The sequence below is a fragment of the Leminorella grimontii ATCC 33999 = DSM 5078 genome, from assembly GCF_000439085.1.
Classification (GTDB): Bacteria; Pseudomonadota; Gammaproteobacteria; order Enterobacterales; family Enterobacteriaceae; genus Leminorella; species Leminorella grimontii.
The window spans coordinates 479,748-493,807 of sequence record NZ_AUUA01000002.1 but is presented as its reverse complement, the minus strand read 5'-3'; the positions used below and the strand labels follow the sequence as shown (position 1 = coordinate 493,807).

At 56.2% G+C, this 14,060-nt stretch carries 11 protein-coding genes; 10 read left to right on the top strand and 1 reads right to left on the bottom strand.

Annotated features, from left to right (window positions below; translation table 11 throughout):
* Positions 1-2: 2 nt before the first annotated feature.
* Together G544_RS0106740 and G544_RS0106735 are read left to right on the top strand one after the other, a co-directional pair.
* On the top strand, positions 3-425 hold the full coding sequence (locus tag G544_RS0106740; protein WP_027273884.1) for a F0F1 ATP synthase subunit epsilon: 423 nt from the start codon (positions 3-5) through the stop codon (positions 423-425).
* A gap of 82 nt (positions 426-507) precedes the next feature.
* On the top strand, positions 508-1,239 hold the full coding sequence (locus tag G544_RS0106735; protein WP_027273883.1) for a L,D-transpeptidase family protein: 732 nt from the start codon (positions 508-510) through the stop codon (positions 1,237-1,239).
* A gap of 10 nt (positions 1,240-1,249) precedes the next feature.
* Here G544_RS0106735 and G544_RS0106730 read toward each other — a convergent pair whose 3' ends face one another.
* On the bottom strand, positions 1,250-2,143 hold the full coding sequence (locus tag G544_RS0106730) for a LysR family transcriptional regulator (protein ID WP_027273882.1): 894 nt from the start codon (positions 2,141-2,143) through the stop codon (positions 1,250-1,252).
* A 160-nt stretch (positions 2,144-2,303) separates the two neighbouring features.
* Between G544_RS0106730 and G544_RS0106725 the strand changes: the two genes are divergently transcribed.
* The 8 genes from G544_RS0106725 (at position 2,304) to glmS (ending at position 14,007) form a co-directional block, all read left to right on the top strand.
* A complete protein-coding gene (locus tag G544_RS0106725; protein ID WP_036023436.1) occupies positions 2,304-3,362 on the top strand; it encodes a LuxE/PaaK family acyltransferase in 1,059 nt (352 codons plus the stop codon).
* Positions 3,263-4,435 carry an acyl-CoA reductase gene (locus tag G544_RS0106720; RefSeq protein ID WP_081650750.1) on the top strand — a complete coding sequence of 391 codons (1,173 nt, stop codon included), beginning with the start codon at positions 3,263-3,265 and terminating at the stop codon, positions 4,433-4,435. Before G544_RS0106725 ends, G544_RS0106720 begins: the two co-directional genes overlap by 100 nt.
* Positions 4,432-5,451, top strand: a complete 1,020-nt coding sequence (locus G544_RS0106715; protein ID WP_027273879.1) for an NAD-dependent epimerase/dehydratase family protein — start codon at positions 4,432-4,434, stop codon at positions 5,449-5,451. The genes G544_RS0106720 and G544_RS0106715 overlap by 4 nt, the downstream gene beginning before the upstream one ends.
* A 10-nt stretch (positions 5,452-5,461) precedes the next feature.
* Positions 5,462-7,675 (top strand): penicillin acylase family protein, encoded by a 2,214-nt coding sequence (locus G544_RS0106710; RefSeq protein ID WP_027273878.1) that lies wholly within the window; start codon positions 5,462-5,464, stop codon positions 7,673-7,675.
* Positions 7,676-7,706: 31 nt separating this feature from the next.
* The gene (gene amrS, locus G544_RS0106705; protein WP_027273877.1) at positions 7,707-9,122 is read left to right on the top strand and encodes an AmmeMemoRadiSam system radical SAM enzyme; all 1,416 of its coding nucleotides are present in this window, start codon (positions 7,707-7,709) and stop codon (positions 9,120-9,122) included.
* A 2-nt stretch (positions 9,123-9,124) separates the two neighbouring features.
* Positions 9,125-10,378, top strand: a complete 1,254-nt coding sequence (locus G544_RS0106700) for a lipase/acyltransferase domain-containing protein (protein WP_027273876.1) — start codon at positions 9,125-9,127, stop codon at positions 10,376-10,378.
* A gap of 258 nt (positions 10,379-10,636) precedes the next feature.
* Positions 10,637-12,007, top strand: a complete 1,371-nt coding sequence (glmU, locus tag G544_RS0106695; protein WP_027273875.1) for a bifunctional UDP-N-acetylglucosamine diphosphorylase/glucosamine-1-phosphate N-acetyltransferase GlmU — start codon at positions 10,637-10,639, stop codon at positions 12,005-12,007.
* Positions 12,008-12,171: 164 nt separating this feature from the next.
* Entirely contained in the window at positions 12,172-14,007 is a 1,836-nt protein-coding gene (gene glmS, locus G544_RS0106690) for a glutamine--fructose-6-phosphate transaminase (isomerizing) (protein ID WP_027273874.1), read from the top strand.
* The last annotated feature ends 53 nt before the right edge of the window (positions 14,008-14,060 follow it).

Here is a 14,060-nt window from a genome sequence, read left to right as displayed (position 1 = left end):
ACATGGCCGTATCAACATTCCATCTGGACGTCGTCAGCGCCGAAAGCAGCCTGTTTTCCGGCGAGGTGCAGAAGATCCAGGTGACGGGGAGTGAAGGCGAACTGGGGATTTATCCCCGCCATATTCCCCTGCTCACAGCCATCAAGCCGGGTCTGATTCGTATCGTTAAGCTGGACGGTGAAGAAGAGTTTATCTATCTGTCGGGCGGCATTCTCGAAGTTCAGCCGACCGCCGTCACCGTTCTGTCCGATACGGCTATTCGCGGGCAGGATCTTGATGAAGCTCGGGCATTGGAATCCAAGCGTAAAGCGGAAGAGCACATCCGCAATTCGCACGGTGATATCGACTACGCGCAGGCATCCGCCGAGCTGAGCAAGGCGATTGCGAAACTTCGCGTTATCGAATTGACCAAGAAGCTGATGTAAAGCGCTGCGTTTGTTTTCAGTAATAAAAGCCGGTCTTAACGTCAGACCGGCTTTTTTATCGGCATAATAAGGAAATTATCCGATGAAAAGATGGCCATTGTTACTCATCCTGCTGCTGTGCACAGTGGCTGCCATTTTCATCTATCGTTACGTAACAAGCGATGAAGGGGCGGGATTAATGCCGGATGAACGCACTGAACCGTTTCCCGACGGGGCTCAAATAAAAAGAGAAATCCAACCGGGCGATCGCCTGTTTATCCGAATTCTCAAAGCCGAAGACAAGCTGGAACTGTGGTACAGCGACGGCGTCCATCCGTTCGATAAGTATAAAACTTACACTATCTGCACCTATTCCGGCGGCCTTGGTCCGAAAAAAGCCGAAGGCGACGGCAAGAGCCCGGAAGGATTTTACGCTACAAATAGGGGGCTGCTTAACCCAAACAGCCGCTACCATCTTTCGTTTAATATCGACTACCCCAACGCTTACGATAGGGCCAACGGTTTTACCGGCAGCTTTATTATGGTCCACGGCGGCTGCGCGTCAGTGGGCTGCTATGCGATGACCGATCCTATTATTGAAGAGATTTACGGGCTGGTGGAGCAGGCGCTGGACGGCGGGCAACGAAGCATTCCCGTTCATATTTTTCCGTTCGCCATGACGGATAAAAACTTAGAGCGCTATCGGAATGCTCCTGAGTATCCTTTCTGGATGATGCTTAAGCCTGGTTATGACTACTTTGATAAAAATCGCCAAATTCCCGTCATTGGCGTTGAAAATAAGCGCTACAGGCTGATTGAACGACCCGTTGGCTAAAGGGATAGGATCACAGCATCCCCTTAGTCCGTTCACTCAAAAAATCCAAAAAGCAGGTAATGCGCGCCGAGAGCTGGGTATTGCGGTAGTAAACGGCATTAATCGGCTGCATGGCGTCAACCCGCTTTTCCGGCAGTACTTCTACCAAATCTCCCTGCTTTCTGTCCTGATGGGTCATGAAGTCTGAAAGGCAAACCAGCCCTTCGCCCTTGATGGCCAACTGCCTGATGGTTTCTCCGCTGGAGGCGCTAAGCGTAGGAACTATTTTCAGCAAATGCCCGTTTTCGTCGTTAAAGGGCCATTCGTTAAGCCGGTCGACGTGGGCAAATCCTAAAAGCCGATGCCCGGCGAGGTCGGCAACGTCATTAATCGGGGGCGACTTCGTCAGGTAATCGGGGCTGGCCAGCACCCTGCGGCGGCTAACGCCCAGATGTCTGGCGTGTAGCGTTGAGTCCTGAAGCTCGCCGATGCGAATGGCAATATCGGTTTTTTGCTCCAGCAGATCGATAAAGCGATCGTTAGTGTTCAATTCCAGCGTAATCTGCGGATAGAGGCGGCAAAAGTCGCCGACGATAGGCACGATGGAGTGCGACATAAAGGGAGCTGCCGCATTGATGCGCAACAGGCCCGAAGGCTGCTGGCGTCGAACGGCCATGTGGTCTTCCGCTTCATCGACTGCTTCAAGAATTTTTCTTGCGTGGATAAGAAACGCTTCTCCCTCTTCCGTCAGGGCCAGCCTGCGCGTGGTTCTGTTAAGCAAAGACGTTCCCAATTTATCCTCCAGCCGACCCAGCGCGCGGCTAATGCCGGATACCGTTTGGTTAAGCCTGGCTGCCGCTTTGGTAATGGAAAGGCAGTCGACGACGGTCACAAAAGCCTGAAGTTCTTCCAGCGTGGTTTTCATAAGAAGGCCTGATAAGTGGAAATATCTCTATCTTATTTAAGCGACTTCTTTAAATAAACAGAAAAAACATTACCTTTACACACTCTTTTATTACAGGAACTTATGGATAATCAGATACTCCAATCTATTAGTTGGATCGCCGTTTATTAAGGAATGTACGATGTCTGATATCAGGGTAAGCGCTTCTTCTTTGACGCAGGCCGATGAATTGGCTAATTTTGATACGCCCTATTTATCCATAGATTCGCGGCTTAACGGACTTTTTCTCTCTGCTATGCAGGAGGCGGACGATTGGCACCGCCACCATAATGAAGCCTATGCGATGCTCTATGACGCGCATTTTCAACCAACGATTCCCGTTGCGCTGTTTAAGTCAACCGATCTGGCGACGCCGGTCGCAGACGAAGGGCAGTGGCTGACCAGCTCAGGTACGGGAAGCGGGCGAAAGACAAAGGTATTTTTTGACGTCCACAGCCTGTCTAGAATTCAGCGGGCAATGACCCATCTTTTTATTGCTAACGGCCTGGTCTCCCAGACGCCCTCCCGTTTTCTTTTGCTGTCTCCCGATCCGGCAAAAGGGGATAAGGCCGGGTACGCAACGGCGTTTTTAAAGTTTACCGCCTGCGCGCCGATCTCTGAATGCGTATTTGCCGTCAGCGACGAGGGGCATTTAGACACCGAATTAGCCTGGAATACCTTAAAACGCTGGGCAAGCGATCCTGCGCCAATCTATATTTTTGGCCTGACGGTGTTTTTTGAGCACCTGTGTCTGAGCAGGCCGCAGGCCTTTACGCTAAGCGCACCGGTTCGCGGCTTGACCGGCGGCGGTTGGAAGGGGATGACGCAAAGCCTCAGCCGAAAAGAGATTGTGTCCGGGCTTGCGGAAACGCTGGACTCTCCCCTTGTCGATATTCGCGATATTTACGGCATGACGGAACATCCCCTGCACTACATCAGCTGTCGAGAAGGCCATTTCCACCAGCCGGTGTACGCAAGATTTACCGTGATTAATGCTAGCGGATACGGCGCGCAGGCGGGGGAAGCGGGCCTTATTCGGTTGGAGAACCCTTTCTTCGCCTCTCTGCCGTCCCACAGGCTTTTGACTGAGGACGTTGGCGAATGGAACGAAGGCTGCGCCTGCGGCCTTCCTGGTCGCTTTTTACGCTATATCGGCAGAAGCACCTCTTCGGAAGGCACCTGCGCGGCTCAGGCTCTATGAACGACGAGCTTCAGGCGCGGCTTGTAAAGGTCAAACGTTGGCTCAAAAGCGTTGAATTCAGTGACTGGCTATTTTCCAATGATCCGGACACGCAGGCCTTTTGCCGCTCGCGTATAGCAAAACTATCATCGTCTGACTGGCTTGAACGGAAGCTTTGCGGCGAGCTGGGCGATCGCACTTGGCGTGAGCCCTATCGGCTGCTGCTGGTTATCTCTGAAACCGATCCATTGGGTACGCTGGAAGGCTTTCTTGCCGCCTACCTTATCGGCAGTCGAATAAGAATTAAGGCCAGAGGCTCTTTGCCGCTGCTTGAGGCGCTGCGCCAGGCGCTGGATCTAAGTGAAAGCGAGTGTGAAATAGCTGACTGGCAAAGCCAAAGTCAGGATGACGCCCGCCTGCTTGATGGCGTAGATGTGGTTCTGCTGGCCGGCGGCGATTCGCTGATTCGCCACTATCGCGCCGTTGCCCCTGCGCACGTCAGGCTTGTCGAGCTGGGGCCTAAGCTCAGCGCAATGGCTATTCTGGGAGACGCGCTTCCCCCTGTTTCTCACATACTGACGGACGTCTGCCTGTTTTTGCAGGGCGTTTGCAGTTCCCCGCGCTTTATCGTGGTGGAGAAGCAGCGTATGGCCGAGAGGCTGTTTGACGAGCTGGCTTCGCGCCTTGACGCCCTTCCCCGCCTGCCCGACGACGTGCGCCTTGGGCAGCTTGCCAAGGCAAAAGCGCTTTATTTCCAATCTCTGCTGAGCGGCGGTATGTTTAAAGTAAGCCACAGCGAAGCGTCGGGATGGGGAGTAACGCTCAGCGGAGAACTGTCGCCCGATATTTGGCTGCCTACGGGCATATCTATCGTTTATGGAGACGTAGGCCGCCATCTGGAACAGGCGCACGACCGTTGGTTTGGCCAGCTGCAAACGTTGGGCTACTGGGGAACGGAAAGCGCGCTGCGCTATGGGGGATTTACCCGCTACTGCCCCGTTGGAAAAATGCATATGCGCTCAGCGCTTGCGCCGCGCGACGGCGTGTTCACGCTGGCGGCGCTGGTGACCTTTATTGATGAGGAAAATGAATGACGGCGACAGGGAGCGGGTCAAACGTGTTTGTTACCGGCGGAGCCGGATTTATCGGATCGTATTTACTGAATGAATTACACCGACGGGGATATCGGATAACGCTTCTGGTGCGTTCTGCACAAAGACCAAAAATAGACGGTCGCCCCGATCTGCCGCCGAGCGTTGAGTTAGCGGTAGGAGATCTCCTCCGGCCGGAAAGCTATCGCCATCGCCTTGCGGGCCATCAGGCGCTGGTGCACCTGGCCGCCGACTATCGCGTTGGGCTGCCGGCCACTCGCCGGGCAAGGCGCGCCATGTACTACACCAACGTGGTGGGAACGCAGACGCTGTTTGACGAAGCGGAAAGGGCGGAAATTCCCCACATGGTTTACGTTAGTTCAACCGCTGCGCTGGGTGAAACGCACGGCCAGCTGCCGAATGAAAGCTGGCGGCATAACGGCATTTTTCGCAGCTATTATGAAGAAACCAAACACATCGCCCACGAGCTGGTGGCCGAGCGCCAGCGGCTCGGCATGCCGGTCAATATCGCCATTCCCGGCGGCGTATTCGGCCCTGGAGACGGCAGCATTCTGAGCCAGACCGTCGACGCCTTCTATAACGGAAAAATACCCTTTCAGGTGGAAACCGCCAGCCGCTTTCAGCTCTGTCGCGTCGACCGGCTTTGTGACGGATTGGCTAAGCTGCTTTCGCCGGAAATTCAGCGACAAACGTTTCTGTTTACCGGTGAGGATTTTTCTATGTCGGAGATTTTCACTCTGTTGGCTAACGTCTCGGGGAAGAAAATACCGGCCGCGAAAGGCATCTCTTCACTTAAGTGGCTTGCGCAGGCCATGGACGCTCTTTCTGCTTTCGGTCTCTCGATGCCTCTGTCTAAAGAGGCGCTGAGAGTTATGGATGGCAGCACCTATACGTACAGTTCCGAAAGGGCTAAACGAGAGCTGGGCTGGTCGGCGGGCGATCCCCGTCAGGAGCTGATGGACTACCTTCGGCATCGGGCCGAGAAAGTGAAAGGTTAAATAAACGGGAATGAAAGCAACGTTAAAAAGCCCTTGGGGAAACGTGAGCGTCGAACTGGAAAACGCCCAGCTGATGTGCATACGCGGCGACACCGACAGGGCGGTCTTTTTTGGTCAAGGCTACGGTACAGCCCGGCTGCGCCTGTGGCAGCTTGACCTCTCACGGCGGGTCGCCAGCGGACGATTGGCGGAAATTCTTGGCGACGCGGCGCTGAGAACCGACGTTTTTCAGCGCCGGCTGGGATTAACCGAGCTGGCGAAACGGGCGCAAGCCACCGACGCCTCGGCCGCTCCCGATTCCTGGCAGGGGCAGCAGTATCAGCACGTACAGTCTTATATCGACGGCATAAACTACGCGCTTGAGAGCGCTAAAGCCAGGCCCGCCGAAAGCTGGCTGCTCGGCTATCGCATTGCGCCGTTTAGCGTAACGGACGCCTACCTTCTGGCGCAGCTAAAATATTTTATCAACTCGGCCTGGCAGTATGAGCTGTTTCATACCCGACTGGCGGGCAAGCTGACGCAGGAGCAGCATCGACAGTTGTTCACCACCTTTAGCGAAGAGGGAAGCCGAATATCTCCCCTGCCGCTGGACGCCGAAGGCCAGTGGCTGCCGATGGTGGAAAAGGCGCTGAAAGACGGGCTGTCGGGCCTGAGCTATTTGGGCATGTCGTCGCCGGATACCGGCTCCAACGTTATTGCCGTCAGCGGGCGGCATACCGCTTCCGGCAAGCCTATATTAGCGGCCGATCCGCACATGGGGCACGTTAACCCCGGGTTTAACCTGCTGTGCAAGCTGGTAAGCGACGAAGGGCTGGACGCCATCGGCTCGCACTTTCCCGGCGCGCCGGGGATTATCGTTGGCCGCAACCGGCACGCGTCTTGGGGCATGGTAGGCATCATGGCGGACAATCAGGATCTGTTTTTCGGCCAAATAGACCTGGAGGCCGGTAAAGTGAAAACCGCCGACGGCTGGGTGGCGTTAACCGAAGAGAAACAGCTGATTGCCCGTAAGTCCGGCAGCGTTCACGAATTTATCGCCAGAGGCTTTTCTGAAGGCCGCCTGCTGATGGAAAAGGGCAACTACGGCCTGTTTCTGCGCTGGCCTGCGCTTGAGAAACCGGACGGCGACATCACCTTTCACGCGCTTTCCAAGTGCCACGACTGGCAAAGCTTTCGCGACGCCCTTTCCCGCGTCAACAACTCGCCGATGATGGTGGGCTATGCGGACGTTCACGGCGATATCGGCCTTCAGGCGATGGGCATGATCCCAAGACGGCTTTGCGATATGGGAAGCCTGGTGATGGACTTAACCAATCCCGACCATCAGTGGCGGGGCTACGTGCCGTTTGACCAACTCCCCTCAAGCCACAATCCGCCGGAGGGCTACGCGGTATACGCCAACCAGTACAGCGACGCGCTGTTTAACGGGCGTCAACCGCTGTCAAACCGCTGGCATTCTCCCAGCAGGGCAAAGCGCGTAGCCGAACTGATCCGCGCCACGTCAAAGCATACGGCACAGACCCTGGCTGCCGTTCAGGACGACAAAGTGGACTATTTCGCCCGTCAGGCGCTGCCGGTACTTTTACCCTATCTGACCGTCGATTCGCCGCTGTCTCAATGGGACGGCGATACCCGACAATTGGAATGCGCGCGGCTGTTTGATCAGTGGATCCAGCACCTGATGGATAACGTACTGGCGAAGGCCCTGAAGCGGGGCGCCAGAGCGCTGTACGCTGATTTTTGGCCGGGCTGCCGCTGGAATCTTATAATGATATTGAAAGAGCACCTGTCCGCGTGGGGATTTGAGCAGGAAAGCGTCGCCGCTCTGGTACAGGAGTCGTACGACAAAGCGCTTATCAGTAGCGCAAAAATGACGGTGCCCTGGGTGGAATATCAGCACACGATTAAGCGTCCCGGATGGTTAAAAAAACTGCTGACCGGGCGCTATCCCTATCAGGGCGGCAACCGCGAAACGGTGCACGCCACCAGGCAAAACGCCGACTTTCTTACCCAGTCGCAGTCCAGCCCCGATGGCCAGCTGGTCAGTAAGCCCTATACCTTCGGTCCGGGATTCAAGCTGATAAGCGATATGGAAAGCGCGGGGGACATTCACTATATGACGAACATGCCCGCCGGCGGTTCGCCGTTTTTCTGGCGTTTAGGGCCGACGCTTTCTCGTTGGCAGAAAGGGCTGCGCTTTATTGCGCGTGTCGACAATAAATAGAATATTTACTGGAGCAAAAGGGAACTTAATAATGGCCAGAAAACAGTGGCAGCAAACCGGATACCCCGCCAGGCTATGGAGCCCATTAGCGGATAACGCCATTCGCTGCGAGCTTTGCCCGCGTTCGTGCAAAATTATCCCGGGCCGCACCGGAACCTGCCGCATGCGCCGCAATGAAAACGGTTCGCTCGTTAGCCTGAACTACGGCAAGTCGGTCCCCATGACGCAGGAAAGTATCGAGACCGAGGCCGTTTACCACTATGCGCCGGGGGAGAAAATCCTCTCTTTGGGCAATATCGGCTGCATGCTGCACTGCGACTTCTGCCAAAACTGGACCACCAGCCAGGCGCGCTACGTTCAGGACGACAACGTGATGTACTACAGCCCGGAAGACGTGGTGAACTATGCCCTCAAGCACAATATCCGCGTACTGTCGTGGACCTATAACGATCCGGTCGTTTGGCACGAATTCGTGATGGAAACGGCGAAGCTTGGGCGCGAGCGCGGGCTTAAAAACCTCTATAAAAGCGCCTTTTATATCAGCGAAAAGGGCATTGATGAACTGCTGGGCGTAATGGATATTTTCAGCATTTCGCTCAAATCAATGCAGGACAGCTTCTACCGCAAGCATACCGGCGGCAGGCTTGCGCCCATTTTAGACGGCATCAAGCAGGTCTATGACGCAAGAAAGGGCGGCAGCGGCCCGCATTTGGAAATATCCAACCTGTGCGTCACCGGGCGCAACGACAGCCTGACGGAAAGCCGCCGGGTGTCCGACTGGATGTTGAACCATCTGGATGACGAGATTCCACTGCACTACGTTCGCTTTCACCCCGACTATCGCTATACCGACGTTGAACGCACCTCGATCCCCTTCCTTGAGCAGGCGAGAGTTAACGCGCTGGCCGACGGCATGCGCTATGTCTATTTGGGGAACGTATACGGCACGGACAGCGCCAACAGCTACTGTCCGGACTGCCAGACCCAATGGGTGAAGCGCAACGGGCTGGTGGCTCATTCGTTTCTTAAAGACGGCGGCTGCCCGAACTGCGGCAAGCGTTCACCCATCGTTCTTCCCTGGGGGGATAAAAATCCCCTCTCTGAAGGTATTCGCATCCCGGCCGACCTCTCCTGCTCAACCCATATGTTTCGCGGCGCCATACAGGCGTGCCATATTGAGCAAGATGAAGGAGCCACGCTCTATTACCAGTTCATCTCTTCAGACGGCCAGCCGGTGGGGGAGGTGGGAATGAACGGCTGCGCCCGCTTTATGCTGTCTAAAAGCGACGACAGGGCCGCAGGGATCCGGCTTTATCACCCTGAAAAGAGCGACATTCGGCTATTTGAAGTCTACGACCGCGCCCACTTCCCGGTAATGAGCGCTGAGCAGACGCAGGGCACCAGCGAAGACGTACCGATTACCTTCCATCCGCTGCAAGGGCGCTAATTATGCCGATAAACTGGGGCTATGCGCTGGCGCGAGGGCAAATTATTGCCCAGCGGCTTAAGCGCGCCGGCCTGAATAAAAAGGGCGAAAATCTGCCCGTTTTGTATCTGCCGGGCATTCTTGGCACCAAGCTGTACGACCGGCAGCAGCGAGTGCAAACCTGGGGCGACTATCGCGGCGTGTTTTTCAATCGGCCCGAGCACGCGGGCTATGAGTATGAAGACAGCGACGTTCACCGCGCGCGGGTGTTGGCCAATGAGCAGCTGCATGCCTTTACCATCGTGCCGGGGCTGGTGCACACGCTGGTTACCGCAGAGCTTAAGCTGGTGCTCGAAGCGGCTCTGGGGTATAGGGAAGGGAGAGACCTGTTTTTTGTCGGCCACGACTGGCGGGCCGATCACCGCCATCTGGCTCTTAGGCTGGATGAGGAGCTTTCGCGCATTGCCGCGCTGTTTGGCCCCGAGCAGGAAGTTATTCTTATCGGCCAGTCGGCGTCAAATCTGGCGGTACGCTATTGGCTTGCCACCACCACGGAGGAAAACCGCCGTCGGATAGCCAAGTGGTACGCGTTTGGCCCTCCATGGCGAGGAACCTATCATGCGCTGTCGATGATGATGACCGGGTATTACCCGGCAAGCCGATATTTCCACGGCTTCACGGCGGACGATATTGCCAGCTATCCCAGCGCCTATCAGCTGCTGCCGTCGGACTTTTCGGCGGTAGACGGCAAAGGCAATCCGCTGCCGTCGTTTGATATTTACGATCCCGAATGTTGGAAGGCTTACCGCATGGGGCCCTATCGTGAAACGGGCAACGGCGTTTCTCCCGTCGCCGCTCGCACCAGGGCTGCGCTGGCGGGGAATTTGCAGAGCGCCCGGGAGTTTGCATCCTGGGTACAGGGCGCGGACGCTTATCAATCTCCGGTGCCTCAGGTTTGGTTCCTGAGCGATAACAATCTGGCGGTAAAAACCGCCGTTTATGACGACAACGTCTGGCATCTTGAAGCGAAAGAGATAAAACGTTGCTATCCCGATAGGGCTTCGTCGCTTCTCGAACCAGGCGACGACCACTTGCCTTTGAGCAGGCTGCTTGACGAACGCTGTGGCCCCGTCGTTCGCGACGCTCACCACCAGCCGTGGGGGGAAAGCTTTGTGTACGTCAGTCAGGCAAGAACCCACAGGGCATTGATTAACCATACGCCGAACTTACAGTGCTTGGCTTTCGACTTGGCCGTGGAGCGCCTGAAGCGGCAATAGTCACTATTTTAATAGCAACTTTTTATTTGATAAGAAATAAGGGGTAACCCCGTGGAATAACGCGCGCCGTTTGGCCGATTCGGGGGCAAAAATCTGTCTCCGAACGCAGACAGTTTTTTTGCGGATTTCGCTGAATTGTCGTTTTTTTATCAGCCCTTATGGAACAAGGGCTGAGCGCGTTTCATGATTAAAAATAAGTAGCATTTTTATCGCCAAAAAGGTTTACTTTCGCCAGTTCAATTTATTTACAGGTTGTCTATGTCCAATTCTCAGCTCAGCGTAGTCATTCTCGCCGCCGGTAAAGGCACTCGCATGTATTCCGATCTTCCTAAAGTTCTACACTTATTGGCCGGTAAGCCGATGGTGCAGCACGTTATCGATACGGCATCCAAACTGGGGGCAAAGCAGGTTCATCTGGTTTACGGCCACGGCGGCGACGTGATGAAAGAAACGCTGGCCGGGCAGCCGGTTAATTGGGTTTTACAGGCCGAGCAGCTGGGAACGGGCCACGCCATGCAGCAGGCCGCGCCCTACTTTGCCGACGATGAAAATATTCTGATGCTGTACGGCGACGGGCCGCTGATTTCTGAACAAACGCTGCGTCGGCTGGTGGACGCCAAGCCCGAAGGCGGCATAGGCCTTTTAACGGTGAAGCTTGACGATCCGACCGGCTATGGCCGCATCGTGCGTGAAGGCGATAAAGTGGTTAGCATCGTTGAACACAAGGACGCCAGCGACGAGCAGCGCAAAATTAACGAAATCAACACCGGCATTCTGGTCGCCAACGGGGCGGACATGAAGCGCTGGCTGAGCCAGCTGGACAATAACAACGCTCAAGGTGAATTCTACATTACCGACATTATCGGCTTGGCCCATCGCGAAGGCCGCCGCATTGAGGCGGTGCATCCGGCCCGCGTCAGCGAAACCGAAGGGGTTAACAACCGTCTCCAGCTTGCCCGCCTTGAGCGCATTTATCAGGCCGAGCAGGCCGAGCGCCTACTGCTGGAAGGCGTGATGCTTATCGATCCGGCTCGCTTCGACCTGCGCGGCGAGCTGGTCCATGGTCGCGACGTCGTGATTGATACCAACGTAATTATTGAGGGTCGAGTCGTGCTCGGAGACCGCGTGCGGATTGAAAGCGGCTGCGTGCTGAAAAACTGCGTGATTGGCGACGACAGCGTTATCAGCCCCTATAGCGTGATTGAAGACGCCGTTCTCGGCCTCGGCTGTACCGTTGGGCCGTTCGCCCGCCTGCGCCCTGGCGCAGAGCTTGAGGATGAGGCGCACGTCGGCAACTTCGTTGAAATGAAAAAGGCGCGTCTGGGTAAAGGCTCCAAAGCCGGTCACCTTTCCTACTTAGGCGATGCGGATATCGGCGATCGGGTCAACATCGGCGCCGGCACTATCACCTGCAATTACGACGGCGCCAACAAGTTTAAAACCGTTATCGGCGACGACGTGTTTGTCGGCTCCGACACCCAGCTGGTGGCGCCGGTTAGCGTCGCCAAGGGGGCGACCATCGGCGCGGGTACGACGGTAACGAAAGACGTGGGCGAAAACGAACTGGTGATAAGCCGGGTCGCACAGCGCCACATCACCGGCTGGCAGCGGCCGGTGAAGAAGAAGTAAAAGCAGATTTAAACTTATAAAAGCCCGCATAGCGACGGGCAATAATCCCCATTCTCTACAAGGCTCGGGGACGTCGGAAAATCCGGCACGTTTACTTTAACGTACGTAGGTCAAAGGCATCGCAGGGATCGGTAGACCGATCTCTTAAATCAGGAATAGAAACGATGTGTGGAATTGTTGGTGCAGTAGCGCAGCGAGACGTAGCGGAAATTCTGCTGGAAGGCTTACGCCGTCTGGAATACCGCGGGTACGACTCCGCCGGCCTGGCGGTGATTGACGGTGAAAACCACCTGCAGCGGGTTCGCCGTCTGGGTAAGGTTAAGTGCCTGAGCGACGCAGTGAGCGAGTATCCTCTGTCGGGCGGAACGGGCATCGCCCACACCCGCTGGGCAACCCACGGCGAGCCGTCGGAAACGAACGCCCACCCGCACGAGTCCGGCTTTATCGCCGTTGTGCACAACGGCATTATTGAAAACTACGAGACCCTGCGCGACGAGCTGATGAAAAAGGGCTACGTGTTCACCTCTGAAACCGATACCGAAGTAATCGCCCACTTAGTGCACGAAGAGCTGAAGAACCACGCAGAGCTAAGCCTGCTGGAAGCGGTGCAGCGCGTGCTGAAGGTGCTGCGCGGCGCCTATGGTACGGCGATCGTCGACAGGCGCAATCCGGACGTTCTGGTCGCCGCCCGCTCGGGCAGCCCGATGGTGATAGGCCTGGGCCTTGGCGAAAACTTTATCGCCTCCGATCAGCTGGCGCTGCTGCCGGTAACCCGCCGCTTTATCTACATGGAAGAGGGCGACGTGGCTGAAGTGACCCGCCGCTCCGTGACGATTTTTGACAAGCAGGGCACGCTGGTTGACCGCCCGGCGGTAGAGTCCACCAGCCAGTACGATGCGGGCGATAAGGGTATCTATCGCCACTACATGCAAAAAGAGATTTACGAGCAGCCGCTGGCGATTAAAAACACCCTTGAAGGGCGCATCAGCCACGGGCTGGTTTCGCTGGAAGAGCTTGGCCCGTCGGCGACCGAGCTGCTGGAAAAGGTTCAGCATATTCAAATCGTCGCCTGCGGCACCTCTTACCACGCGGGCATGGTGGCCCGTTACTGGTTTGAAGCGGTCGCCGGCGTGCCGTGCGACATTGAAATAGCCTCCGAATTCCGCTACCGCAAGCCCGCGGTGCGCAAAGGCAGCCTGCTGTTAACGCTTTCCCAGTCAGGAGAAACGGCCGACACGCTGGCGGCGCTGCGCCTGTCTAAAGAGCTTGGCTATCTGGGCTCGTTGGCCATTTGCAACGTACACGGCTCCTCGCTGGTGCGCGAATCGGACATCGCGCTGATGACCCGCGCCGGCGCCGAAATCGGCGTAGCGTCGACCAAAGCGTTCACCACTCAGCTTACCGTCCTGCTGCTGCTGGTGGCCCGCTTTGGCCGCCTGCACGGCATGAGCGAGCAGAAGGAAAAAGAGATCGTGCACGCGCTGCAGGCGCTGCCGAACCGCATCGACCAGCTGCTTTCTTTGGAAAAGTCCATCGAGCTTTTGGCGGAAGACTTCTCCGAGAAGCACCACGCGCTGTTCCTCGGGCGCGGCGATCAGTACCCTATTGCGATGGAAGGGGCGCTGAAGCTTAAAGAGATCTCCTATATTCACGCGGAAGCCTATGCGGCGGGCGAACTGAAGCACGGCCCGCTGGCGCTGATTGACGCCGACATGCCGGTTATCGTAGTGGCGCCGAACAACGAGCTGCTGGAAAAGCTGAAGTCCAACATCGAAGAGGTGCGCGCGCGCGGCGGCCAGCTGTACGTGTTTGCCGAAGAGAACGCGGGCTTTGTCAGCGGTGAAGGCATGACGATTATCCCGCTGCCGCACGTGGAAGAAATCGCCGCGCCGATTTTCTACACCATCCCGCTGCAGCTGCTCTCCTACCACGTTGCCCTGATTAAGGGAACGGACGTAGACCAGCCTCGCAACCTGGCGAAGTCGGTGACGGTGGAGTAACAGGTATTTAAAAAAGAAAGAAAGTAAGACAGTGGCAAAGTAGTAAAGAAGTA